The sequence below is a fragment of the Streptomyces sp. NPDC006798 genome, assembly GCF_040635975.1.
Classification (GTDB): domain Bacteria; phylum Actinomycetota; class Actinomycetes; order Streptomycetales; family Streptomycetaceae; genus Streptomyces.
In genome coordinates, this window is record NZ_JBEYIS010000005.1 from 202,250 (window position 1) to 226,358 (window position 24,109).

General features: G+C 73.0%; 21 protein-coding genes, 1 pseudogene and 1 riboswitch. Of the genes and pseudogenes, 9 read left to right on the plus strand and 13 right to left on the minus strand.

The genetic code is table 11. From position 1 onward, the window contains the following. Positions 1–34: 34 nt before the first annotated feature. The 4 genes from thiE to ABZ714_RS05300 form a co-directional block, all read right to left on the minus strand. Complete coding sequence (gene thiE, locus ABZ714_RS05285; protein ID WP_358823824.1) at positions 35–721, minus strand: thiamine phosphate synthase; 687 nt, start codon at positions 719–721, stop codon at positions 35–37. A 365-nt stretch (positions 722–1,086) separates the two neighbouring features. Beyond that, positions 1,087–1,452: an Rv2175c family DNA-binding protein gene (locus ABZ714_RS05290; protein ID WP_358823792.1), complete on the minus strand. Its 366-nt coding sequence runs from the start codon at positions 1,450–1,452 to the stop codon at positions 1,087–1,089. Positions 1,453–1,571: 119 nt separating this feature from the next. Next, positions 1,572–2,852, minus strand: coding sequence for an FAD-dependent oxidoreductase (locus ABZ714_RS05295; protein WP_358823793.1), 1,281 nt, complete (start codon positions 2,850–2,852; stop codon positions 1,572–1,574). Positions 2,853–3,175: 323 nt separating this feature from the next. Continuing rightward, positions 3,176–3,517, minus strand: coding sequence for a hypothetical protein (locus tag ABZ714_RS05300; RefSeq protein ID WP_358823794.1), 342 nt, complete (start codon positions 3,515–3,517; stop codon positions 3,176–3,178). Between the two features lie 81 nt (positions 3,518–3,598). Further along, positions 3,599–3,711, plus strand: a riboswitch (TPP riboswitch). Here ABZ714_RS05300 and thiO point away from each other — a divergent pair. The 5 genes and pseudogenes from thiO to ABZ714_RS05325 all read left to right on the plus strand — a co-directional run bounded on the left by thiO (position 3,709) and on the right by ABZ714_RS05325 (position 9,474). After that, the gene (thiO, locus tag ABZ714_RS05305; protein WP_358823795.1) at positions 3,709–4,905 is read left to right on the plus strand and encodes a glycine oxidase ThiO; all 1,197 of its coding nucleotides are present in this window, start codon (positions 3,709–3,711) and stop codon (positions 4,903–4,905) included. (Overlaps the previous riboswitch by 3 nt.) Continuing rightward, positions 4,902–5,117 carry a sulfur carrier protein ThiS gene (gene thiS / locus ABZ714_RS05310; protein ID WP_358823796.1) on the plus strand — a complete coding sequence of 72 codons (216 nt, stop codon included), beginning with the start codon at positions 4,902–4,904 and terminating at the stop codon, positions 5,115–5,117. The genes thiO and thiS overlap by 4 nt, the downstream gene beginning before the upstream one ends. A gap of 126 nt (positions 5,118–5,243) precedes the next feature. After that, a pseudogene (locus ABZ714_RS05315) lies at positions 5,244–5,993 on the plus strand (thiazole synthase); the annotation flags it as partial. Between the two features lie 494 nt (positions 5,994–6,487). Further along, positions 6,488–8,539 carry a PASTA domain-containing protein gene (locus ABZ714_RS05320; RefSeq protein WP_358823797.1) on the plus strand — a complete coding sequence of 684 codons (2,052 nt, stop codon included), beginning with the start codon at positions 6,488–6,490 and terminating at the stop codon, positions 8,537–8,539. A 65-nt stretch (positions 8,540–8,604) separates the two neighbouring features. Beyond that, the gene (locus tag ABZ714_RS05325) at positions 8,605–9,474 is read left to right on the plus strand and encodes a deoxyribonuclease IV (RefSeq protein ID WP_358823798.1); all 870 of its coding nucleotides are present in this window, start codon (positions 8,605–8,607) and stop codon (positions 9,472–9,474) included. Between the two features lie 83 nt (positions 9,475–9,557). Here ABZ714_RS05325 and ABZ714_RS05330 read toward each other — a convergent pair whose 3' ends face one another. Next, on the minus strand, positions 9,558–10,190 hold the full coding sequence (locus tag ABZ714_RS05330) for a sulfite oxidase-like oxidoreductase (RefSeq protein ID WP_358823799.1): 633 nt from the start codon (positions 10,188–10,190) through the stop codon (positions 9,558–9,560). A 158-nt stretch (positions 10,191–10,348) separates the two neighbouring features. Between ABZ714_RS05330 and bfr the strand changes: the two genes are divergently transcribed. Continuing rightward, entirely contained in the window at positions 10,349–10,828 is a 480-nt protein-coding gene (gene bfr / locus ABZ714_RS05335) for a bacterioferritin (protein WP_358823800.1), read from the plus strand. A gap of 148 nt (positions 10,829–10,976) precedes the next feature. Here the strand turns inward: bfr and ABZ714_RS05340 are convergent, their stop codons facing one another. After that, positions 10,977–11,357, minus strand: a complete 381-nt coding sequence (locus ABZ714_RS05340; protein WP_358823801.1) for a (2Fe-2S)-binding protein — start codon at positions 11,355–11,357, stop codon at positions 10,977–10,979. A gap of 252 nt (positions 11,358–11,609) precedes the next feature. Further along, on the minus strand, positions 11,610–12,956 hold the full coding sequence (locus ABZ714_RS05345) for a class II 3-deoxy-7-phosphoheptulonate synthase (protein ID WP_358823825.1): 1,347 nt from the start codon (positions 12,954–12,956) through the stop codon (positions 11,610–11,612). 463 nt (positions 12,957–13,419) lie between these two features. Here ABZ714_RS05345 and ABZ714_RS05350 point away from each other — a divergent pair, with 463 nt between their 5' ends. After that, complete coding sequence (locus ABZ714_RS05350; RefSeq protein WP_358823802.1) at positions 13,420–15,387, plus strand: anthranilate synthase family protein; 1,968 nt, start codon at positions 13,420–13,422, stop codon at positions 15,385–15,387. 232 nt (positions 15,388–15,619) lie between these two features. On the opposite strand, the gene ABZ714_RS05355 is transcribed toward ABZ714_RS05350, so the two are convergent. The 5 genes from ABZ714_RS05355 to ABZ714_RS05375 form a co-directional block, all read right to left on the minus strand. After that, complete coding sequence (locus ABZ714_RS05355; protein ID WP_358823803.1) at positions 15,620–16,627, minus strand: 2-hydroxyacid dehydrogenase; 1,008 nt, start codon at positions 16,625–16,627, stop codon at positions 15,620–15,622. A gap of 165 nt (positions 16,628–16,792) precedes the next feature. Next, entirely contained in the window at positions 16,793–17,821 is a 1,029-nt protein-coding gene (locus tag ABZ714_RS05360; protein WP_358823804.1) for a 6-phosphofructokinase, read from the minus strand. Positions 17,822–18,145: 324 nt separating this feature from the next. Continuing rightward, on the minus strand, positions 18,146–18,880 hold the full coding sequence (locus ABZ714_RS05365) for a response regulator transcription factor (RefSeq protein WP_358823805.1): 735 nt from the start codon (positions 18,878–18,880) through the stop codon (positions 18,146–18,148). Next, a complete protein-coding gene (locus ABZ714_RS05370; protein ID WP_358823806.1) occupies positions 18,877–20,121 on the minus strand; it encodes a DUF5931 domain-containing protein in 1,245 nt (414 codons plus the stop codon). The genes ABZ714_RS05365 and ABZ714_RS05370 overlap by 4 nt, the downstream gene beginning before the upstream one ends. A gap of 196 nt (positions 20,122–20,317) precedes the next feature. Then, complete coding sequence (locus ABZ714_RS05375) at positions 20,318–21,058, minus strand: lysophospholipid acyltransferase family protein (protein ID WP_358823807.1); 741 nt, start codon at positions 21,056–21,058, stop codon at positions 20,318–20,320. A gap of 260 nt (positions 21,059–21,318) precedes the next feature. Here ABZ714_RS05375 and ABZ714_RS05380 point away from each other — a divergent pair, with 260 nt between their 5' ends. Continuing rightward, entirely contained in the window at positions 21,319–22,098 is a 780-nt protein-coding gene (locus tag ABZ714_RS05380) for an alpha/beta fold hydrolase (protein WP_358823808.1), read from the plus strand. Beyond that, positions 22,091–22,675 (plus strand): hypothetical protein, encoded by a 585-nt coding sequence (locus ABZ714_RS05385; protein ID WP_358823809.1) that lies wholly within the window; start codon positions 22,091–22,093, stop codon positions 22,673–22,675. The genes ABZ714_RS05380 and ABZ714_RS05385 overlap by 8 nt, the downstream gene beginning before the upstream one ends. An 8-nt stretch (positions 22,676–22,683) precedes the next feature. On the opposite strand, the gene ABZ714_RS05390 is transcribed toward ABZ714_RS05385, so the two are convergent. Then, positions 22,684–23,448: an endonuclease/exonuclease/phosphatase family protein gene (locus ABZ714_RS05390; protein WP_358823810.1), complete on the minus strand. Its 765-nt coding sequence runs from the start codon at positions 23,446–23,448 to the stop codon at positions 22,684–22,686. Positions 23,449–24,109: the final 661 nt, after the last annotated feature.

Below are 24,109 nucleotides of genomic sequence, written 5' to 3' on the forward strand. Positions count from 1 at the left end.
CCCGAGTCCGTCCCTCGGACACCCCTGTTTTGCGTCATGGCTGCTGGGAGCGGGTGCGTATCCATCGGCTGAGACGAGCCGCCGCGGCGCCCGGGTCGTCGGACTCGGTGATCGCCCGGACGACGACGATCCGGCGGGCGCCCGCGTCGAGCACCTCCTCCAGGTTCTCCTCGTCGATGCCGCCGATGGCGAACCAGGGCCGGTCGGTACCGAGGGCGGCGGTCGTCCGCACCAGGTCGAGGCCGGGGGCGTACCGGCCCGGCTTGGTCGGGGTGGGCCAGCACGGTCCCGTACAGAAGTAGTCGACTCCGGGCTGGACGGCGGCGGCCTCGGCCTCGGCCCGGCTGTGGGTGGAGCGGCCGATCAGCACCCCGCCGCCGTCGCCGCCGCCGTCCTTACCGCCGCCGAGGACGGCACGGGCGGCCGGGACGGGCAGATCGCCCTGCCCGAGATGGAGGACGGCGGCACCGGCGGCGTGCGCCACATCGGCCCGGTCGTTCACGGCGAGCAGCGCGCCGTGGCGGCGGCAGGCGTCCGCGAAGACCTCCAGATGCCGCAGCTCCTCGGCGGCCTCCATGCCCTTGTCGCGGAGCTGGACGATGTCGACACCGGAGGAGAGCACCGCGTCGAGGAATTCGGGGAGATCGCCCTGGCGGGTGCGGGCGTCGGTACAGAGGTAGAGCCGGGCGTCGGCGAGCCGGGCGCGGCGGTCGGAGGTCATGGACATCGGGGTCCCCCCAGGGGTGATGGATCGGCCGGGCCGGGGCGGGCGGGCCCGGTGTCGACGGGGCGCGGCGCGGACGCGCCGGTGGTACGGGATGTCCGCGCGGCGCACTCGGGCGCGCGCGAGGGGTCGTACGGGCGCGCGCGAAGGGGCTTACGGGCGCGGACGCGAGGCAGGCGGGGCCGGGCCCGAACCAGGAGGACGGGCGCGCGGCCGTCGCGGGGCACCCCCGGCGGCCGGGGTGCCGCCCCGCGGCGGACGGCCCGTCCCTCGCACCGGCATCGGGCCCGCGGACACGGGTGTGCGAGTACGGGAACGGGTGCGTATCCCGGGCGCCCGGGATACGCACCCGGATCGCCGGATCAGACGGCGAGAGCCTGGGCCCGGCGCTTCACCTCCGTACCGCGGTTCTCCCCGAGGGCCTGCGCGGGCGTGCCCGGCAGGCTCGGGTCCGGGGTGAAAAGCCACTCCAGCATCTCTTCGTCGGAGAAGCCGTCGTCCTTGAGCAGGGTCAGGGTCCCGGAGAGGCCCTTGACGACCTTGTCCCCGCTGATGAAGGCGGCCGGGACCTGGAGCACCCGGTTCTCCCCGCGGCGCACCGCGATCAGCTGGCCCTCCTTGACCAGCTGCCTGACCCGCGTCACCTCGACGTTCAGCTGCTCCGCGATATCGGGCAGGGTGAGCCAGGCGGGGACGAGGGCATCGATCTTTGCGTCAATCTCGGTCACAGGACAAGCGTGCCATCTGGGACCGACAGTGGGTAGCGGGAGTCCCGTCCGGCGGCGGCCATCCGGCCCACGCGCCCCCTGGAACGCCAGGTCGGCGCAGGCCCGGAGGGATCAGCCGGTCAGCGGGCCGCCGTCTTGAGGGAGATCTCGGGATCGGCCGCCGCCACCGGATCGAGCCGTCCGCCGGACTGCATGATCCGGCGGCCCTGGGAGAGATCCCGGGGCCTTCCGACGGCCAGTACGGCCCTCAGGACGCCGTCCCGCAGCCACAGCACCGACCAGGTGGCGGCGTCGGCCGGGTCGCCGCGCCACAGCAGGGTGTCGGCGTCGGTGCGGTCACCCGCGTACTGCACGAACCGGCCGAACTGCTCGGACCAGAAGTACGGCACCGGGTCGTAGACCGCCGGAGCCACGGCGGGCTCCGCGGGCGCGCCGGCCGGGGTGGTGGCGGCCCGGTCGGCCGCCTCACGGTCGGCGAGGATATTGGCGGCGACGGTACGCGGCCCCTGGAGGGCGTTGTCCCAGTGGTGGACGAGCATCCGGCGGCCGTAGCGGGCCGAGGGGAAGGAGGCGCAGTCGCCGACCGCGTAGACCCCGGGAACTCCGGTCCGCAGCCCCTCGTCGGCGGTGACCGAACCGTCCGGGCCGGTCTCGATACCGGAACCGGCCAGCCAGGCCGTGGCGGGCCGGGCGCCGACCCCGACGACGACGGCCCCGGCGGCGATCCGGCGGCCGTCCGCGAGAACGACCGTCCCGGGCTCGACGGACGCCACCCGGACACCGGTGACCAGCTCCACCCCGGCCTCGGCGTACCACTTGCCCATCGGGGCCGTGACCTCGGCGGGAAGCGCGCCCGCGAGCGGTCGCTCCGCGGCCTCGACGACCGTGACCGCGCAGCCCGCGGCCCGGGCCGCCGTGGCGAACTCCGCGCCGATCCACCCGGCGCCCACCACGACGATGTCGTGCCGCCGCTCCAGCACCGGGCGCAGCCGGGCCGCGTCGTCCAGGGTCCGCAGCAGATGCACCCCCGGGACCGCCTCCGTACCGGGCAGCGTCAGGGGTTCGGCTCCGGTCGCCACGACCAGGACGTCGTACGGGACCGGGCCCGCTTCCGTGTCCAGCTCGCGCGCGGCGGGCCGGACACCGGTCACGGCGGTACCGAGCCGCAGCTCGACGCCGAGCGCCTCGAAGTCCACGTCGAAGGCGGAGCCCTCGGCGGTGCCCAGCAGCACCGCCTTCGAGAGCGGCGGCCGGTCGTACGGCTGATGGGGCTCGGCCCCGATGACCGTCACGGGCCCGGTGTGCCCCAGCTCCCGCAGGGCGACGGCGGTCCGCACTCCGGCGATCCCGGCGCCGACGACGACCACGTGGGGGGCTCGGGAGGATGTCTGATGGCTCACGGCTCCACGATAATCACCCGCCCGGGGTCGCCCCCGGCGGCGGGGTGCCCCGGCCCTTCGGCACCTGGCGCGCCCGGCCCTCCCCGGCATCGCCCAGGCGTTCCGCCCTGCCGGGCCGGCCGTATCAGTCGCGCCTGCGGCCCGCATGCGGCTGGTCGCGCAGTTCCGCCTCCTATGCCTTCGGCGATGGGGGGGGACCCCCAGTGCCTCGGCCCTCCGGGTGAGGCCCACGCCCCCGCCCGGCCGGGTGAGCCTGTCGGCGACCGCGAACTGCGGATGGGCGCCGGGCGGGACCGGCGGCGGGGGCGCCGCGAGCAGAGTGATTAGCGGGGGAGTTCTTCCACCGTGCTCGTGCCCGCGCCCGGCTGGGATTCCCAGGTCCAGGTCTCCTCCAGGCGGACCCGGCCGTCGGGGAGGTCGATCACCCGCGAGACGCAGTGGCCCGATGCCGTACCGCCGTCCGTCTTCAGCTGGACGTAGCGGAAGTCGAGGCGGTCGCCGTCCCTGGTGCCCACCAGATGGCCGCGGACGACGTCGCCGCCCGTGTACTCCGCCCAGATCCGGCCGTCCTGCTCGTGGTAGGTGAACCGGGTGGCCGTGCCGACCTGGCCGGGGGCCTGGTCGGTGACCGGGGACAGCACCAGTCCGTCCAGCGATCTCGCCATGCCGAGGGCTCCTTGCTCGCGGGGCGCGGCCCGTCCGACCGCCTTACCGGGCGTCGGAGACGGGGGTTAGGGTGGCCACCGTAAAGCACTCGCGGGAGCCCGGACGCACCGGGCTGAGAGGGAGGCTGGCCGGCCTCCGACCGTACGAACCTGATCCGGGTCATGCCGGCGAAGGGAGGGGCTGGACGCCCATGTCGCATACCTCCGAACCGTCTTCGGCCATGAGCGGCGGCACCGATGTGCTGGTCGTCGGGGGCGGGATCATCGGGCTCGCGGTCGCCTGGCGGGCGGCGCAACGCGGGCTCTCGGTGACCGTCGCCGATCCGGACCCAGGGGGCGGCGCGGCCGAGGTGGCCGCCGGGATGCTCGCGGCGGTCACCGAACTGCACTACGGCGAGCAGACCCTGCTGGCCCTCAATCTGGAGTCCGCCCGGCGCTATCCCGCCTTCGTCGCGGAGCTGGAGGAGGTGAGCGGGCGGTCCGTCGGCCATCGGTCCTGCGGCACGCTCGCCGTCGCGCTCGACGCCGACGACCGGGCCCATCTGCGGGAGTTGCACGCTCTGCAGCTGCGGTCCGGGCTGGAGGCGCAGTGGCTCACCGGGCGGGAGTGCCGCCGGCTGGAGCCGATGCTCGCCCCCGGGGTGCGCGGGGGGCTGCGGGTCGACGGGGACCATCAGGTCGATCCCAGGCGGCTGGCCGCCGCCCTGGTGGTGGCGTGCGAGCGGGCCGGGGTGGAGCTGCGCCGGGTCCGGGCGGACCGGCTGCTGGTCGAGGGCGACCGGGCCGTGGGCGTCGCCTTCGCCGACGGGCGTGAGCTGCGGGCGGAGCGGACCGTACTCGCCGCCGGGAGCCGGAGCGGGCGGCTCGGGGGGCTGCCGCCGGACGCGCTGCCGCCGGTGCGTCCGGTCAAGGGGCAGGTACTCCGGCTGACCGTGCCTCCCGCCTACGCCCCGTTCCTCTCCAGGACCGTACGCGCCGTGGTCCGCGGCAGTCAGGTCTATCTGGTGCCCCGGGCCGACGGCGAACTCGTCGTCGGCGCGACCAGTGAGGAGCTGGGCTTCGACACCACGGTCACCGCGGGCGGGGTCTACGAACTGCTTCGCGACGCCCATGAGCTGGTGCCGGGGATCACCGAACTGCCGCTGACGGAGGCCAGGGCCGGGCTGCGCCCCGGCTCTCCCGACAACGCCCCGCTGCTGGGTCCGAGCGCGCTGCCCGGGCTGCTGCTGGCCACCGGCCACTACCGCAACGGCGTACTGCTGACCCCGGTCACCGGGGACGCGATCGCCGAGACGCTCGCCACCGGTGTCCTTCCCGAGGAGATCCGTCCCTTCACCCCCGACCGATTCCGTTCCGCCGCCCCCGTCTCCCAGGAGCAGCTCGTATGAACAGCGTTCCCCCGGTCGTCTCGGTCAACGGCGAGTGGCGTGAACTCGCCAGCGGTACGACGCTCGACGCTCTCGTCGCCACCGTCGCCCCGGCGCCCTCGGGGGTCGCCGCCGCGGTCAACGAGACGGTCGTACCCCGTGGTCAGTGGCCCGGCACGCTGCTCGGCGACGGTGACCGGGTCGAGATCCTCACCGCCGTCCAGGGGGGCTGAGCGACCGTGTCCGAACTCGCCCCGGCCCGCTCCGGCGGCCCGTCCCCCGACACGACGAACGCCACGGGCGCCCCAGACGCCACCGGCGTCCCCGACGCGTCGGCGCCCGGCGCCGGGCGCGACCCCCTGGTGATCGCCGGTACCTTGTTCGGCTCCCGGCTGATCATGGGAACGGGCGGCGCCCCCAGCCTCGACGTCCTCGAACGCGCCCTGGTCGCGAGCGGTACCGAACTCACCACCGTCGCCATGCGCCGGGTCGATCCCACCGTCCACGGCTCGGTGCTCTCCGTCCTCGACCGGCTGGGTATCCGGATCCTGCCGAACACCGCGGGGTGCTTCACCGCGGGCGAGGCGGTCCTCACGGCCCGGCTCGCCCGGGAGGCCCTGGGCACGGAGTGGGTGAAGCTGGAGGTGGTGGCCGACGAGCGGACCCTGCTGCCGGACCCGGTCGAACTCCTCGACGCCGCCGAGGCCCTGGTCGACGACGGTTTCACCGTCCTTCCCTACACCAGCGACGACCCGGTGCTGGCCCGCAGGCTGGAGGACGCGGGCTGTGCCGCGATCATGCCGCTGGGCTCCCCCATCGGCTCGGGTCTCGGGATCCGCAATCCGCACAACTTCCGGCTGATCGTCGAGAACGCCGGCGTGCCGGTGATCCTCGACGCGGGCGCCGGTACCGCGTCCGACGCGACGCTCGCGATGGAGCTGGGCTGCGCGGCCGTGATGCTGGCGTCCGCCGTCACCCGCGCCCAGGAGCCGGTCCTGATGGCGGAGGCCATGCGGTACGGGGTCGACGCGGGCCGGCTGGCGTACCGCGCGGGCCGGATCCCGCGCCGCCACTTCGCCCGGGCGTCCTCCCCGACGACGGGCGTCGCCTCCTTCGCCCCCGACGAGGGGGACGAGGGGTACGAGGCGACCGGAGCCGGGGCCGGGCACGGTACGGGCGGAACGCGCGGCCCCGGACCGGCGGCGGTCGACCCTGAGCGCCCGGCGTTCTAGGGCGTGTCCGGAAAGTCACGCCTGGCCCGCGACGCCCGGCACGCGCACTCTCCCCCGTAGTCCTTCGGGCGCGGGAGGCACCCCCGGCGCTGCCGGGGTTTCCCGAGTACGTCCCGTACGGGGGAGACCGCCCCCCGGCTTCGCCGGGGCCCCCACCGCCGTCGCGAATTCGCACGCACCGGACGCCGCGGGCCCCGCCCTCCGGGCGGACGGCGCTCCTTTCCGGACCCGCCCCGGCTCCTCCCGAGCCGCTTCGCCGACGGCCGGACCATCACAGCTCGGCATCATTACTGGCCCGATCCTGCCCCGGTCCCGGCCGCCCCCGCACCGGTGGCGGCCGGGTTGTCGGTACCGGCTCGTAGAATCGGCGCGTGGACACGACCCTCCAGGACCCTCTCGTCGGGCAGCTGCTCGACGGCCGATACCGCGTGGACGAGCGGGTCGCCGTCGGCGGGATGGCCACGGTCTACCGCGCGCTGGACACCCGGCTCGACCGTGAGCTGGCGCTGAAGGTGATGCATCCGGCGCTGGCGACCGACGCGACGTTCGTGGAGCGGTTCATCCGGGAGGCCAAGTCCGTCGCCCGGCTGTCGCACCCCAATGTGGTGGGCGTCTTCGACCAGGGCGCGGAGGGCGCCTATGTCTATCTGGCCATGGAGTACGTGGCCGGATGCACCCTGCGGGACGTGCTGCGGGAGCGGGGCGCGCTCCGGCCGCGCGCGGCCCTGGACATTCTGGAGCCGGTGCTGGCGGCGCTCGGCGCCGCGCACCGCGCGGGCTTCGTCCACCGCGACGTCAAGCCGGAGAATGTGCTGATAGGGGACGACGGCCGGGTGAAGGTCGCCGACTTCGGCCTGGTCCGGGCGGTCGGATCGGTGACGAACACCACCGGCTCGGTCCTCGGGACGGTCTCCTATCTGGCCCCCGAGCAGATCGAGGACGGCACCGCCGACACCCGGTCCGATGTGTACGCCTGCGGTGTGATGCTGTACGAGACGCTGACCGGCGCGAAGCCGTACGCGGGCGACACCCCCGCCCAGGTGCTGTACCAGCATCTGAACGCGTCGGTGCCCGCCCCGTCCGGCCGGGTCCCGGGGCTCGCGGTCGAACTGGACGAGCTGGTGGCGGGCGCGACCGCGCGCCGCCCCGATGCCCGTCCGTACGATGCCGTGGCCCTGCTCGCGGAGGTCAGGACGGTACGGGCGGCGCTCGGCGACGAGCAGCTCGATCTGGTGCCGCCCGCCGCCCGCGAGCCCGGTGAGGCCGGTGGATCCGGCGAGGCCCGGGAGCCCGGCGAGGCGAGCGTGCCCGGCGAGGGCGCCGACGGCGGCCGGAGCGGACGTACGGGACGTACCGGTGGCGGGACCGGTCGCCGGGGCCGGAGCGCCGGTTCCGAGGAGCGTACGGATGTCATCCCACGGCTCTCCGCCGGTCTGCCGGACGAACAGCGGGTCCAGCACACGGCCCGGTTCACCGCCCCGCCGACGCCCCCGCCCGGGGAGCCGCGCCGAAGGCGGTCGCCGCTGTCGGGGCTGCCCCGGCGCGGAGTGATCACGATCCTGGTGGCCGTGCTCGCGGTGCTCGGGATCGGTGCGGGCGTCTGGTACATCAACTCGGGCCAGTTCACCCGCGTCCCGGCCGTCATCGGCAAGTCCGAGGCCGAGGCGAAGCAGCGGATCGAGGGCGCGGGCCTGGGTGTGAAGGGCGTCCGGCGGGAGTTCAGCGACACCGTCGAGCGGGGTACGGTCATCGGCTCCGACCCGGCGACCAATGAGCGGATCCGGGGCAACGACTCGGTGACGATCGTCGTCTCGCGGGGCCCGGAGATCGTCCGGGTGCCCGCCGTGAAGGGCGAGCCGCTGGCGAAGGCCGAGAAGGAACTGCGGGACGCCGGGCTCGCGCCGGGTGTGGTCACCCGGGAGTTCAGCGCCGAGGTCCCGCAGGGCGCGGTGATCCGTACGGAGCCGGGCGCGGGCGCCGGACGCAGCCCGGACTCGGCGGTGGCCCTGGTGGTCAGCCGGGGCGCGCCCGTCGAGGTGCCGGACGTCACGGGCGACCCGGTCGCGGAGGCGACGGCCGAGCTGGAGGGCGTCGGCTTCGAGGTGGTCGTCGCGCCCGAGCAGGTGAACGCCCCGCAGGAAGCCGGTACGGTCGCCCGGCAGTCGGCGCCCGAGGGCACCCGGCTGGCCGGTGGCGACACGGTCACGCTCACGGTCTCCAAGGGGCCCCGGATGGTCGTGGTCCCCGACGTCGGCGGCGACTCGGAGGGCGAGGCCCGCCGGAAGCTGGAGGCCGCGGGCTTCCGGGTCGAGGTGGAGAAGTCGTTCCCGTTCCTCGGCGAGACGGTCGCCCGTCAGTCGCCCGGCGCGGACGATCGGGCCCCCGAGGGCGGCACGGTCACCATCACCCTGAAGGGTCTCTGACCCGCTCCGGCGGGCCGGTGAGAGCGAGCGGCACCCCGGCGCCGCGAAAGGACGATCGAACACCCATGCGCAACCCCGTAGGCGGCCATGTACCCGTGGCCGGGGGACTCGCCACGACCGGACTGGGCACGGCCCGGGAGATCGGCGCCGAGACCGTTCAGGTCTTCGTCGCCAATCCGCGCGGCTGGGCGACGCCCGCGGGCCGCCCCGACCAGGACGACGCCTTCCGCGAGGGATGCGCGGCCGAGGGGATCCTGCCGTGGATCCACGCCCCGTATCTGATCAACTTCGGCTCGCACACCGAGGAGACCGCGCGCCGCTCCGTGGTGTCGATGCGGCACTCCTTGCGCCGGGGCCGGGAGATCGGGGCGCCGGGGGTCGTGGTGCATACCGGTTCGGCGACCGGGGGCCGCTCCCGGGAGACGGCGCTGGCGCAGGTCAGGGAGTTGGTCCTGCCGCTGCTGGACGAGCTGACGGCGGACGACGATCCGATGCTGCTGCTGGAGGGCACGGCGGGCCAGGGCGCGTCGCTCTGCTCCCGGGTCGAGGACCTCGGCCCGTACTTCGAGGCGCTGGACTTCCACCCCCGGCTCGGGGTCTGTCTCGATACGTGTCATGTGTACGCGGCCGGACACGACCTGGCCGCTCCGGGCGCAATGACCTCGACCCTGGACACGCTGGTGGCCACGGTCGGCGAGGGGCGGCTGCGGCTGATCCACGCCAATGACTCCAAGGAGGCCCGCGGCTCCCACAAGGACCGGCACGAGAACATCGGTGCCGGGCACATCGGCGAGAACGCGTTCCGGGAGCTGCTGCGGCATCCGGCGACCGAGGGCGTACCGCTGATCATCGAGACTCCGGGCGGCCAGGAGCGGTACGCGGCGGACATCGCCCTGCTCAAGAGGCTGCGCGAGCGGAGCCCCGCCGCCGGATAGGGCGGCCCCGGCACTGCCCGGCCTTGTCCCCGACCCGATATTGACACGAGTCAATCAAATGGCCGAAAGGCGGCCCCGGGCCTTTACAGCTCGGGGCCGTCCCCCGGCTCCTCCTGATAGGAGTAGCGCTGCTCCCGCCAGGGGTCGCCGAGGTTGTGATATCCCCGCTCCTCCCAGAAGCCCCGGCGGTCGGCCGTCATGTACTCCACTCCCCGGACCCATTTGGGGCCCTTCCAGGCATAGAGATGCGGCACCACCAGACGGAGCGGGAAACCGTGCTCGGCGGTGAGCAGTTCACCGTCCTTGTGCGTGGCGAAAATCGATCGTTCCGCCAGAAAGTCGGCGAGCCTCATATTGGCGCTGAAGCCGTACTCGGCCCAGACCATCACATGGGTGACCTCGGGCGCGGGCGGCGCGAGACCGGCGACGACTCGCGCGGGGACCCCGCCCCATTCGGCCCCCAGCATGCTGAATTTGGTCACGCAATGGAGGTCAGCCACGACCGTGGAGAAAGGCAGCGCCGAGAACTCCTCATGGTTCCAGCAGCGCTTGTCACCGTCGGCGGTGGCCCCGAAGACCCGGAACTCCCAGCGCTCGGGACGGAACTTCGGCACGGGTCCGTAATGGGTGACGGGCCAGCCCCGCTGGAGTCGCTGTCCCGGCGGAAGCTCGGATTCCACTGCTGCTCGGTGATCCCTGCTCTCCGGCTGACCCATGTCCTAATGGTGACAGACCGGGAGGGGTGGTCATGACCGGGTCTGGGCCGATTCGGGCAACTCCCACTAAGGCGGAACTTACTGGACGGCCATCGACCACGATGCGAGGATGCGCGCACCTGCCCACACCCACCATTCCCGTGGAAGGAGCCGCCGCGATGCAGGGCGACCCCGAGGTCATCGAGTTCCTCAACGAGCAGCTGACCGCCGAGCTGACCGCGATCAATCAGTACTTCCTGCACGCCAAGATGCAGGACAACTTCGGCTGGACGAAGCTCGCCAAGTACACCCGCGCCGAGTCTTTCGACGAGATGAAGCATGCCGAGGTACTGACCGACCGGATCCTCTTCCTCGACGGGCTGCCGAACTACCAGCGGTTGTTCCACGTCCGGATCGGCCAGACCGTGACCGAGATGTTCCAGGCGGACCGGCAGATCGAGGTGGAGGCGATCGACCGGCTCAAGCGGGGCGTGGAGGTGATGCGGGCCAAGGGCGACATCACCTCGGCGAATATCTTCGAGTCCATCCTGGCGGACGAGGAGCACCACATCGACTATCTCGACACCCAGCTGGAGCTGATCGAGAAGCTCGGTGAGCCGCTCTACATCGCCCAGCTGATCGAGCAGCCCGAGAGCTGACCGGCGGATCGGCCGACGACGGCCGGGCAGCGGCGGCGGTACCCGTACGGAATCCCCGGCGGGACCGGGAGGCGCGGAAACGCTCCTGTCGTCCGGACCAGCGGCCCCCGTGAATCCCGCGGACCCGGGGATCCGGGCCCGGAGCGCCTCAGGCGGCCTCGTCCAGCTTCGCGATCCCCCCGGCACCGGCGATCCCGGTCCGGCCGGGACGGGCGGAGGCGGCGGGGACCCCCGGGATTCCGGGGATCTTGGGAACGCCCGGGACGCCGGGCACGGCGGCGGCCGCACCGGAGGCGGACGCGTCGGCCGGTGAGTCCGTGACCGCCGCCAGGGCGGGCCGGCCCTGGTCGATCAGCTCGCGCCGGGGACAGGCCCCCCGCCCGAGGATGGACTGGATCTTGCGGACACAGGAACCGCAGTCCGTGCCGGCCTTCGAGGCGGAGGCGATCTGGCGGGGCGTACACGCACCCGCCGCCGCGTGCTGCTTGATCTGCTGCTCCGTGATGCCGAAGCACGAGCAGACGTACACGCGGTTCACCTCCCGACGAACTGATGGGGTCCTGCTGCGCCGGGCCCGCCCGTCCAGGGCATCCGGATCATCCGGGGACGCCCGGATCCGGGACCCGAGGGGTTGTGCCCTTTCCGACGCAATCAACCCGATTCATCGGTGAGGCTAACCTAACCTTACCCGCCCCGACCAGGGGGCAAAAGCACGATGGGGCGCGAATCACAAGGATTCGCGCCCCATCGTCGGATCGTCGGGTCGCCGCCCGCCGGACCGTTACTGGTCCCGGTACATCTCCGCGACCAGGAACGCCAGGTCCAGGGACTGGCTCCGGTTCAGCCGGGGGTCACAGGCCGTCTCGTACCGCTGGTGCAGATCGTCGACGAAGATCTCGTCGCCACCGCCCACGCACTCGGTGACATCGTCACCGGTCAGCTCGACGTGGATACCGCCGGGATGGGTCCCCAGCTCCTTGTGCACCTCGAAGAAGCCCTTGACCTCGTCCAGGACGTCGTCGAAGCGGCGGGTCTTGTGCCCGGAGGCCGCCTCGAAGGTGTTGCCGTGCATCGGGTCGGTCACCCAGGCCACGGTGGCACCGGACGCGGTGACCTTCTCGACCAGGGCCGGGAGCCGGTCCCGGACCTTGTCGGCGCCCATCCGGACGACGAAGGTCAGCCGGCCGGGCTCCCGCTCGGGGTCCAGCCGGTCGATGTAGGTCAGCGCCTCGTCGACCGTGGTCGTCGGGCCCAGCTTGATCCCGATCGGGTTGCGGATCCGGGCGGCGAACTCGATGTGCGCCCCGTCCAGCTGGCGGGTCCGCTCACCGATCCAGACCATGTGGCCCGAGGTGTCGTAGAGGTGTCCGGTCCGGGAGTCGGTCCGGGTCAGCGCGCCCTCGTAGTCCAGCAGCAGCGCCTCGTGGGAGGCGAAGAACTCCACCGCGCGGAACTCGGCCGGGTCGGTACCGCACGCCTTCATGAAGTTCAGCGCGTTGTCGATCTCCCGGGCGAGCTGCTCGTAGCGCTGGCCCGACGGGGACGACTTCACGAAGTCCTGGTTCCAGGCGTGCACCTGCCGCAGGTCGGCGTAGCCGCCGGTGGTGAAGGCGCGGACCAGGTTCAGTGTGGAGGCCGAGGCGTGGTACATCCGCTTCAGCCGCTCGGGGTCCGGGATCCGGGACGCCTCGGTGAAGTCGAAGCCGTTGACGGAGTCGCCGCGGTAGGTCGGCAGCGTCACGCCGTCGCGGGTCTCGGTCGGCTTGGAGCGCGGCTTGGAGTACTGTCCGGCGATCCGGCCGACCTTGACGACCGGGACGGAGGCCGCGTAGGTCAGGACGGCGCTCATCTGGAGCAGCGTCTTCAGCTTGGCCCTGATGTGATCGGCCGAGACGGCGTCGAACGCCTCGGCGCAGTCCCCGCCCTGGAGCAGGAACGCCTCGCCCCTGGCGACGGCGCCCATCCGCGCGCGCAGCTGGTCGCACTCGCCCGCGAAGACGAGCGGCGGATAGCTTTCGAGCTCGGCGATCACATCGCGCAGAGCCTCGGCATCCGGGTACTCGGGCTGCTGCGCCGCGGGCAGGTCTCGCCAGGTGTTGCCACCGGAAAGGGTGGTCTTAGCGTTCACGGTCACACCGCCAACAGTACGGGGTCCCGGGAGCGCCCCGGTCCGGCGCCCACCCAATGAGACGTACAGTCCAGCTTTCCGTCACACAAGTCACATCAGTCGCATCGAACTCATAGATCAACATCCGACCGGTGCGGTGACACCCGGTCCCGGGACGGCCGCGACGGGCGGGGGCGATATGGCGTACGACACACCCTCCGCGCCGGGTGGCCGTGCGCTACAGTTCGCCGCATGAATCCGACGCAGCACCGCACCCAGTGGTGGTGGACCGCTCATCCGGCGGCCCACTGACTGCGCGCGTTCGAGACAGTCGAGCAGAGACCAGGCCGCCCGAGGGGCGGCCTTTCGTGTTTCTCCGACCGTCCGGTTCATCCGGACCCGGACCCGGCCGCTCCTCTCCCCCAGGGTCCCCGGCGCACGGCAGGTACCGGCGCCGAGGCCCCCGCCCGGAAAGGAACCCCGGATGTCCCAGCACACCCCGCCCGCAGCGGAGGTCGTCGCCCGTCTGCTGGACGGCGACCGGCCCTTCGCCCTGCTGCGCAGGCGCACCCCCGGCCGTGACCACGACACCGTCGAGGTACTGATCGGCCCGGTCCTGGAGGCCGCGACCCTGGGCGAGCTGCCCGTCTTCACCGACCGCCCGACCCTCGCCCTGGTTCCCTTCCGGCAGATCCGGGAGCGGGGCTTCGACGTCCGCGACGACGGCACACCGCTGAGCGCGCTGGTCGCCGAGGAAACGTACGAGCTGCCGCTCGACGCCGTACTGACTGCGCTGCCCGGCCACGCGGTCCGGGTCGAGGACGGTGGTTTCGACGTCCCCGACGAGGAGTACGCGGACATCGTCACCCGGGTGATCGAGGACGAGATCGGCGGCGGCGAGGGCGCGAACTTCGTGATCCGCCGTACGTACACCGGCCGGATCCCCGGCTTCGGCCGGGCCGACGCCCTCGCCCTGTTCCGCCGGCTGCTGGCCGGCGAGCGGGGCGCGTACTGGACGTTCGTGGTCCATACCGGCCCGGCCGGCCGGGTTCTGGCCGGCGCCAGCCCCGAGGTGCATGTCCGGATGAGCGGCGGCACGGTCGTGATGAATCCGATCAGCGGCACCTTCCGCTATCCGCCCGGAGGGCCGGACGCCGAGGGGCTGCTGCGGTTCCTCGACGATCCGAAGGAGCGCGACGAGCTGTCGATGGTCGTCGACGAGGAACTGAAGATGATGTGCACGGTCGGCGACCGGGGCGGGGTGGTCGTCGGGCCCCGGCTCAAGGAGATGGCCCATCTCGCGCACACCGAGTACGAGCTGCGGGGCCGTTCGTCGCTGGACGTCCGGGAGGTGCTGCGGGAGACCATGTTCGCGGCGACGGTCACCGGTTCGCCGGTGCAGAACGCCTGCCGGGTGATCGAGCGGCACGAGGTCGGCGGCCGGGGGTACTACGCGGGCGCCCTGGCCCTGCTCGGCCGGGACGGCGGCGGCGCGCAGACCCTGGACTCGCCGATTCTGATCAGGACCGCCGACATCGCGGCGGACGGCGGGCTGCGGGTGCCGGTGGGAGCGACGCTGGTCCGGAACTCGGTACCCGGGAACGAGGTCGCGGAGACCCATGCCAAGGCGGCGGGTGTGCTGACGGCACTGGGGGCCGGTCCCGGGCGGGTCCCGGCACCGCCCGGGACCGGAGCCCGGCTGGCGGACGACCCCCGGGTCCGGGCGGCGCTCGACGCCCGCCGCGCGGGTCTCGCGCCGTTCTGGCTGCGGCTCCGGGAACCGGCCGGGGAACCCCTGACGGAGCCGGCCCCGGTACCGGCGGGCGGTACGGCGCGGTCGCGCGGCGGGCGGCTGCGCGGCCATGCCCTGATGGTCGACGGCGAGGACACCTTCACCGCGATGCTGGCCCATCTGCTGCGGTCCACGGGTCTGGAGGTGACCGTACGCCGGTTCGACGAGCCGGGGCTGCGGGAGACGGTCCGCGACCATCACGGCCCGGTCGTCCTCGGTCCGGGCCCCGGTGATCCGGCGGATCCGGCGGATCCCAAGATGCGGCTGCTGCGGACGATCGCGGCCGAGCTGCTGGACGGCCACTCCCACGGGGTGCTCGGGGTCTGTCTCGGCCATGAGCTGATCGCCCACGAGCTGGGGCTGCGGCTGGTCCGCAAGGCCACCCCGTATCAGGGCGCCCAGGAGCGGATCGACTTCTTCGGCCGCCCGGAGACCGTGGGCTTCTACAGCAGTTTCACCGCCCACTGCGACGACGCGTCGGCCCGGCGGCTGGGGGCACGGGCGATCGAGGTGGCGAGGGACCCGGCGACGGGCGAGGTCGGCGCGTTGCGGGGGCCCGGGTTCGCGTCGGTGCAGTTCCATCCGGAGTCCGTACTGACACTGGACGGCCCGGGTCTTGTCGCCGAGCTGCTGCGGGAGTCGGTCCTGGCCGGGGGCTGACGGCCGGACCGCCGCGGGCCGGGCGGCGGTCCCGCCCGACGGGGCCGGACGGTCCGCCCGGCCCGCGGCGGACCGGACGGCGCTCCCCGGTCACTGACCCCGCCGGGCGACCCTCGGCCCCGGCCCACCGCCCGGCCCCGAGGCGGTCGAGGCGCTGGTCCGTGACCGGGGAGCGCCGTCCGGTCCGCCGCGGGCCGGGCGGTGGGCCGGGGCCGAGGGTCGCCCGGCGGGGTCAGTCCGCCTCGGGGGCCGCCGGGATCAGGACGTTCCCGGACCGGCGGCCCGCCGCCCAGTCCGACACGTTCCGGGCGGTGGTCTCCACGATCTGCCGGACCGCTTCCTCCGTGTAGTACGCCTGATGCGAGCTGACCAGCACGTTCGGAAAGGTCATCAGCCGGGCGAGGGTGTCGTCGGCGACCGCTTCCAGGGATTTGTCGAGGAAGAAGAGTCCGGCCTCCGCCTCGTAGACATCGAGCCCCACCCCGGCGAACCGGCCCTTGCGCAACTCCTCCACCAGGGCCTCGGTGTCGACCAGCCCGCCCCGGCTGGTGTTGACGAGGACGGCGTCGTCCTTCATCGCCGCCAGCGCCGCCGCGCCGACGATGTGCCGGGTCGCGGGCAGCAGGGGGACATGCAGACTGATCAGATCGGCCTCGGCGAAGAGTTGTTCCTTGTCGGTGTACGTCATGCCGAGCGCCGCGCACTCGGGGTTCTCGGCGACGTCCCAGCCCAGCAGGCGCATCCCGAAGCCATGGGCGATCCGGGCGAAGGCGGCGCCGATCCGCCCGGTGCCGAGGATTCCGGCCGTCCGGCCGTGCAGATCGCGGCCCATCAGACCGTCGAGCCGGAAGTCGAAGTCGCGGGTACGGCCCGCGGCCCGGACGATCCGCCGGTTGACGGCGGTGGCCAGGGTCCAGGCGAACTCGGCGACGGAGTACGGGGAGTAGGTCTCCACCCGGGCGATGGTGAAGCCGAGTCCGGCGGCGACGTCGAGATCGATGTTGTTGAAGCCGGTGGAGCGCTGGGCGATCATCCGGGTGCCCCCGGCGGCCAGGGTCCGCAGCACCCCGGCGCCCAGATCGGCGTTGACGCTGGTGGAGATCGCCTCGTGGCCCGCGGCGATGGGCGCCGTGTCCGCGTCGAGGAAGACCTCCAGACAGCGGACCTCGAACTCTCCGGCGAAGGCCCGTTCGATCAGCGGTTTCTCATCCGCCTGCACTCCGAAGGCGAGGATCTCCACGCGGTGCTCCCGTTCGCGGTGCCGTCGCGCCCGCGATGGCCGCGGGCCGTCCCCGGCCGACTATACGAATCCCGGGAACGGCCCGTGGCGCGGGCGCGCCGGTCGTCCGGCGAGGGTCCGGCTCCGGCGGACGCCGGTGACCGGGCCGGACGTACGGCGCGCCGGTCAGCCGAAGAAGACCCCGACCTCCTCGTACAGCTCGGGGTCGACGGTCTTCAGCCGGGCCGTCGCCTCGGCGATCGGCACCCGGACGATGTTCGTACCCCGCAGGGCGACCATCCGGCCGAAGTCGCCGTCCCGGACGGCCTCGATGGCGTGCAGCCCGAACCGGGTGGCCAGCCAGCGGTCGTAGGCACTGGGTGTACCGCCGCGCTGGACATGGCCGAGGACGGTGGTCCTGGCCTCCTTGCCGGTGCGCTTCTCGATCTCCTTGGCCAGCCATTCGCCGACGCCGGAGAGCCGGACGTGCCCGAACGAGTCGAGCGTGCCGTCCTTGAGGACCATCTCGCCGTCCTTGGGCATGGCGCCCTCGGCGACCACCACGATCGGTGCGTAGGTGGCGCGGAACCGGGAGGTGACCCAGTCGCACACCTGGTCGAGATCGAAGCGCTGTTCCGGGATGAGGATGGCGTTGGCACCGCCCGCGAGTCCGGAGTGCAGGGCGATCCAGCCCGCGTGCCGCCCCATCACCTCCACGACCAGGACTCGCATATGCGACTCGGCGGTGGTGTGCAGCCGGTCGATCGCCTCGGTGGCGATGCCGACGGCGGTGTCGAAGCCGAAGGTGTAGTCGGTGGCCGACAGGTCGTTGTCGATGGTCTTGGGGACGCCGACGCACTTGACGCCGTATTCGTCGTGCAGCCGGGCGGCGACCCCCAGGGTGTCCTCGCCGCCGATCGCGACCAGGGCGTCGACCTCGGCCTTGGCCAGGTTCTCCTTGATCCGGTGGATACCGTCGGGGGTCTTGAGCGGATTGGTGCGCGAGGAACCGAGGATGGTGCCGCCCCGGGGCAGGATGCCCCGGACGACCGGGATACCGAGCGGAACGGTGTCGTCTTCGAGCGGTCCGCGCCAGCCGTCCCGGTAGCCGGTGAATTCGTACCCGTACTCCTGGACGCCCTTGCGGACGACGGCGCGGATGACCGCGTTGAGGCCGGGGCAGTCCCCGCCCCCGGTCAGTACTCCGACGCGCATGGAAGAAATCCCTTCGCCAGATGAGCTCTAGGACCGGTCACGCTAATCGTGATCCAGGTCACTACGAGTGGCGGCGAGGGTCAAGCCCCCTGCGGTACGGACCCGTGGAGGCGCTGGTCAGCGGGGTGTACGAGACGGAAGGGGAGGGACGCATTCACTCGTACGTGAACGACGGCGCACCTCTGAGACCTCGTACGCCACCCGGGCACCTCCGGAACACCACCGGCGCACGCCCGCGCGCGGCGGTACGGGTACGCCCCGGGGCCGATGGGACCCGGGCAACCCGGCCGGGCGGCCTCACGACAGGGCCCACGCGTCCGGCGTTCAGACGGCCCCGGCGCCGTTCTCCGCGGGGCCGTCGGGGAGACCGGGGCCGTCCGGGGTGTCGATGCCCTGCTCTATGGCGTACCGCACCAGCTCGACCCGGTTGTGCAGCTGAAGCTTGCCGAGGGTGTTCTGGACGTGGTTCTGCACGGTCCGGTGGGAGATCACCAGCCGCTCCGCGATCTGCTTGTACGACAATCCCTTGGCGACCAGCCGGAGCACCTCGGTCTCCCGCTCGGTGAGCCGGGGCGCCTTGGACTCGCCCTGCTCGGCGGCCGGAGCCGGGTCGGTGGCCAGTCTTCGGTACTCGCCGAGGACCAGCCCGGCCAGGCCGGGGGTGAAAACCGGGTCGCCGGCGGCGGTCCGCCGGACCGCGTCGGTCAGCTCCTCCGTACTCGCCGACTTCAGCAGATAGCCGGTGGCGCCGGACTTCACCGCCTCCAGGACGTCCGCGTGCTCACCACTGGCGGAGAGCACCAGCACCCGCAGTCCGGGCAGGGCGGCCACCAGCTCCTTGCAGACCTGCACCCCCGGCTTCAGCGGCAGGTTCAGATCGAGCACCAGCACATCGGGGGTGACGGCCCCGGCCCGGCGGACCGCCTGCTGGCCGTCGCCCGCGGTGGCGACGACATCGAACCCCGCCGCACCCAGATCCCTCGCCACGGCGTCCCGCCACATCGGATGGTCGTCCACGACCATCACCCGGGTCGTGCGCTCCGGTGCCGATTCCGTCATGACCGGTCCTTCCCCCCTGCCGCTCCCGCCTGTCGCGGGACCTTCAATTCCACTTCCGTGCCCTGTCCGGGGACCGAGATCAGCTCGGCCGTGCCCCCCAGATCGCGCAGCCGCCCCCGGATGGAGAGCGCGACCCCGAGCCTGCCCTCCCCCTCGGCCTGGGCGAGCCGCCCCTCCGGGATCCCCGGACCGTCGTCCCGGACCGTGACGATCACCTCGTCCGGCCAGTCCTCGACCAGGATCCAGGCATGGGCGCCGTCACCCGCGTGCCGTTCCACATTGTCCAACGCGGCACCGACGGCCGCCGCCAGCTCGGCCGCGGCGGCGGCCGGGAGCAGAACCGGGGCACCCGGCTCGGAGAGGGTGACCCGGGCACCGGTCCGGGGCGCGAGCAGCGACCGCAGATCGCGGTCGGCGTCCGCGGGATCGCCGGTGTCGGCGGGGTCTGTGTCGTCGGGATCGTGCACGGCCCGGACGATCGCGCCCTGGCTGACGTCCTCCGACGCCCGGCTCGCCGGGACCAGACCCGACGAGACCAGGGTACGGAGGGCGATCTCCTGCTCCCCGGCCATCCGGCCCAGCTCGGCGGCCTCCCCGCCGATCGCGTTGCCCCGGCGCTGGACCATGGCCAGCACCTGGAGCACCCCGTCGTGGATGTCCCGGGCCAGCCGCTCCCGTTCCCGGGTCGCCGCCTCGATCTCCAGCGCGCGGGCGAGGGTCCGCTCGGAGGCCCGGGCCACCTCGACCACGTAGCCGATGGCGATGGACGCCACCCAGACCAGCAGGACGTTGTGGAAGGTGTCCCCGGTGGGGTCGCCGCGCTCGACCATATTGGCGACGGCGACCAGGGACGAGGCCAGGCCCGCCCAGCGCCAGCCGCCCTTGATCGCGAAGGCCAGTACGGAGCCCGCCGTCCAGATCGACGGCAGGGTGGGGCCGTCGGTCTGCTGGGCCTGGAAGTCGGCCAGCGGGGTCAGCATGATGCCGGTGACGGCGACCGTCAGATCGGCCGCCAGGAACGGCCGGGTACAGCTCGCGGCGTTCCGGACGAAGGGCAGGGTGGCCAGGGTCCACACCCCGAGGAAGGCCAGGAAGGCATACGCCACCCAGGGGCGTTCGAACTTGTCCGGGTTGAGCGGGATCAGCAGGACCGCGTAGAGCATGGTGAGGACGCGGTAGCCCGCCAGGGCGCGCCACAGCGGCAGCTCGACCGACATCCGTACGACCCGCTCGCGCGCCATCTCCCCGGCTCCCCCCGTCCGCTTCCCGTTCCCCGCCGTGACGACACGGCCCCTTGCTCTCCGGACGCCCCCGCGCCCGGCCCCGGTTCTCCCCCGCCGGGAGATCCCCGGCCCCGCTCGGTACCGCCCTGTTCGGTACGGCCCGCTCAATACGCCCCGTTCGGTACGGCCCGCGAGGCGGTCCGGACCCGGCGGCTCAGGCGGCGCGCTCCGCCGCCTTCCGCTCCGCGGCCTGCTTCTCGGCCGCCTTCTTCGCGTCGGCGAGCTGCCGCTTGGCGGCGGTCGCGTAGATGTCGACGTACTCCTGGCCCGAGAGCTTCATGATCTCGTACATCACCTCGTCGGTCAGGGACCGCCGGATGAAGTGGTCGTTCTCCAGGCCCTGGTAGCGGGTGAAGTCCAGCGGCGCGCCGATCCTGATCCCCGGGCGCATCAGCTTGGGCACCACCTTGCCGGGCGGCTGGATCTTCTCGGTGTCGATCATGGCGACCGGGATGACCGGGGCGCCGGTGGCGAGCGCCACCCGGGCCAGACCACCGGACTTGCCCCGGTAGAGCCGGCCGTCGGGGGAGCGGGTGCCCTCGGGGTAGATCCCGAAGAGCCCGCCGTTCTCGACCACCTTGATCCCGGCCTGGATCGCGGCCTCACCCGCGCCGCGCGCGCCCGAGCGGTCCACCGGGAGCTGGCCGACCCCCTTGAAGAAGGCGGCGGTCAGCCTGCCCTTGACCCCCGGGGAGGTGAAGTACTCCTGCTTGGCGATGAAGGTGACCTTCCGGTCCAGCACCGCGGGCAGGAAGAAGGAGTCGGAGAACGACAGGTGGTTGCTCGCGAGGATGGCCGGACCGTCGGCGGGAACGTTCTCCAGTCCCTCCACCCAGGGTCTGAACGCGAGCTTCAGACTCCCCCCGACGGAGAACTTCATAGCGCCGTAGATCAACTCGAGTGCCTCCTGTTGCTGTAGTCCAGACCTTAACCCGAGGTGGGCCCGGTCTTCCCGCACAGGGGCGGGTGGCGCCGCACGGCCCACCCGGGCGGGGCCGCGGGTGATCCGGCCGCCGCGAAGCGGCGGATCTGGTCGGTGTCAGCCCGGTCGCGTACCGTGAAGCAGACCCCCCGAGCCGCCGTGCTCCGCCACCCGACCGGGTCGGCATGGTTCGTACGACCCCGCCCCCCGACCGACCCCGAAAGGAGACCCCGGTGCCGGTCCTCCCCGGAGCCGAGCCCTACCGCCACGACGGCGGTGACATCGGTGTCCTGCTGTGCCACGGCTTCACCGGCTCCCCGCACTCCCTGCGCCCCTGGGCGGAACACCTCGCCGGACACGGCTTCACCGTCTCGGTGCCGCTGCTGCCGGGACACGGCACCCGCTGGCAGGACATGCAGCACACCGGCTGGCAGGACTGGTACGCGGAGGTGGACCGGGCGCTGCGGGACCTCACCGACCGCTGCTCCCGGGTCTTCGTCTTCGGGCTCTCCATGGGCGGCGCGCTCACCCTGCGGCTCGCCGCCCGGCACGGCTCCGCGATCAGCGGCATCGTCCTGGTCAACCCGTTGAACCGGCTGCACGGACTGGCGCCCCGGCTGCTGCCCGTCCTGCGGCATCTGGTGCCCTCGTCCCCCGGGATCGCCAGCGATATCGCCAAGCCGGGCGTCGTGGAGGTGGGGTACGAGCAGGTGCCGGTCCGGGCCGCGTACTCGCTCCGGCAGTTCACCCGGCTCGTCGACGGCGAGCTGCCGCAGGTCACGCAGCCGCTGCTGTTGATGCACAGCGCCACCGACCATGTCGTGAACCCGGCGGACTCGGCGCGGATCCTCGCCCGGGTCTCCTCGACGGATGTCACCGAGGTCGTGCTGGAACAGAGTTACCACGTCGCGACGTTGGACCATGACGCGGAGCAGATCTTCGACCGAAGCCACGCGTTCATCAACCGGCTCGCTCCGCGCGCGCAGACGAAGGGGAGCCCGACCGGTGACTGAACAACACGACGCGGACCGCGAGCCGCAGCCCATCGACGAGGAAGCCGCCTGGGCGGCGATCGTCGCCGGATACGGTACGGAACCGGCCGACCCGCCCGGCGCCAAGCCGTTCAAATCGGTGGAGGACCTGGCCCGGCTCGAAGCGATCGCCGACGAGAAGCCGGGCAAGCCCGAGCCCGAGCCCGAATCCGGCGGTGACACCGCCGGGCCCGCCGACCCGCCCCGGCTCGGCAGCTCCATCACCTTCGCCCCCGGAGTCGGCGGCGCCGGACCCCGGGACTACTCGCCCGCCGAGGCCAAGGACGACGACCTCGGCGAGACCGACGAGGGCCACTTCGTCCCGCCCGAGCCGCCGCCGCTGCCGGAAGCCGACACCACCGCCAAATTCGCCTGGCTGGGGGTGATCGGCGGACCGGTCCTGATGCTGATCGCCGTCATCCTCCGCTGGGACATGTCCTGGTGGCTGACCACCGTCTGCGTCGGCGGCTTCCTCGGCGGCTTCGCGACCCTCGTGGCCCGGATGTCGGACGGCGACGACGACGAGGACCCGGACCCGGGGCGCGGCGCCGTCGTCTGACCGCGCGCTTACGCGGTACCGGCGGCGGGCAGCGAGAGCGCGGCCAGGACCGGCAGATGGTCCGTGGCCGCGCCCAGATCCGCGGCCGACACCCCCGGCAGCCCCGTCGGCACCCCGCAGGCCAGCACCTCCACACCCCGGGTCGCGAAGATCGCGTCGATCCGCTTACGGGGCCCGGTCGCCGGGAAGGTGTGCTCACCTCCCCAGGGGGCCGTGGCCCAGCCGTCCCGGAGGCCCGCCGCGAGCCGGGCGAACCCCGGCCGGCCGGGCTCCTCGTTGACGTCCCCGGCGGCGACGGCGTACGGGGTCCCGAGCCCGGCGACCCGGTCCAGCAACATCCCCGCCTGGGCGAACCGCTCCCTCGGATGCAGACTCAGATGACAGCTGACCGCCCCCAGCGGCACCGAGCCCCCGAACCGGACGACGGCGGTCGCGAAACCACGGCGGTGCTGGCCGCGGGTGAGCGGCAGCAGGACGTCCTCCGTACGGTCGACGGTCGCCCGCAACGAGCACAGCAGCAGCGGACCCGCGGCGGTCGCCCCGCCCGACAGCACCACGAGATCCGTCTTCGCCGCGAGCCGCGCGGCATGCTTACGCCACCGGAAGAACCGCGGCGCCTCCTGGACGAACACCAGGTCGGGGGCGCAGGCGCGGATGACGCGGGCGAGAGCGTCCTCGTCGTCCCGGAGGGACCGCACGTTGTAGCTGAGGACGCGAACGACGGCGGATCCATCGGGATTCGTACGGGAGTTGGGCATGACGCTGATCGGCATACCCCCATTCTTACGGGGTCGCCTCCCGCCGCGGGATCCCTTCCCGGGGCCGCGCACCCCGAGGCCCCTCGGAAAGGGGACGCCGCCGCGGCCTGCGGCCCGTCTGCGGTTGTCGACGTCCGCTCCAGCGCCTCGGCCCTCCGGGTGAGCGCCACGACCCGGGCTCCGTCCGGCGGCTGATTCTTGTTCGCGGCCCGCGGCCGTGGCTGGCTGGTCGCGCAGTTCCGCCCCCTGTGCCTTCGGCGATGGGGGGACCCCCAGCGCCTCGGCCCTCCGGGTGAGGCCCACGCCGCCCGCCCAGCCGAGCGGGTGTTGTCGGGCAACCGCGCGCGGTCTGTGGCTGGTCGCGCAGTTCCCCGCGCCCCTCAATGCTCTCCCCCGCACGGTCCTGAAAGGGTTCCCGGCCTTGAAGAGCCCGCCTTTTGGAAGGGGCGGTCAGGAGGGCAACCTAGGGGCGCGGGGAACTGCGCGACCAGCCACGGACGGCGCGCGGTCGAAGGACGACCCGAGCGTGCGCCCTCCGGCGCCGGGAACCCCGCAGCGGGAGGCGGCTAGGGCGTGTCTGACGGATCTTGCTGGGCTCGCGTGCCCTGGCACCGCGCCTCGCCGCGTTGTCGTCGGTCGCCTACGGCCCCCTGCGCCTGGCGGCGCGGGTGGGGGC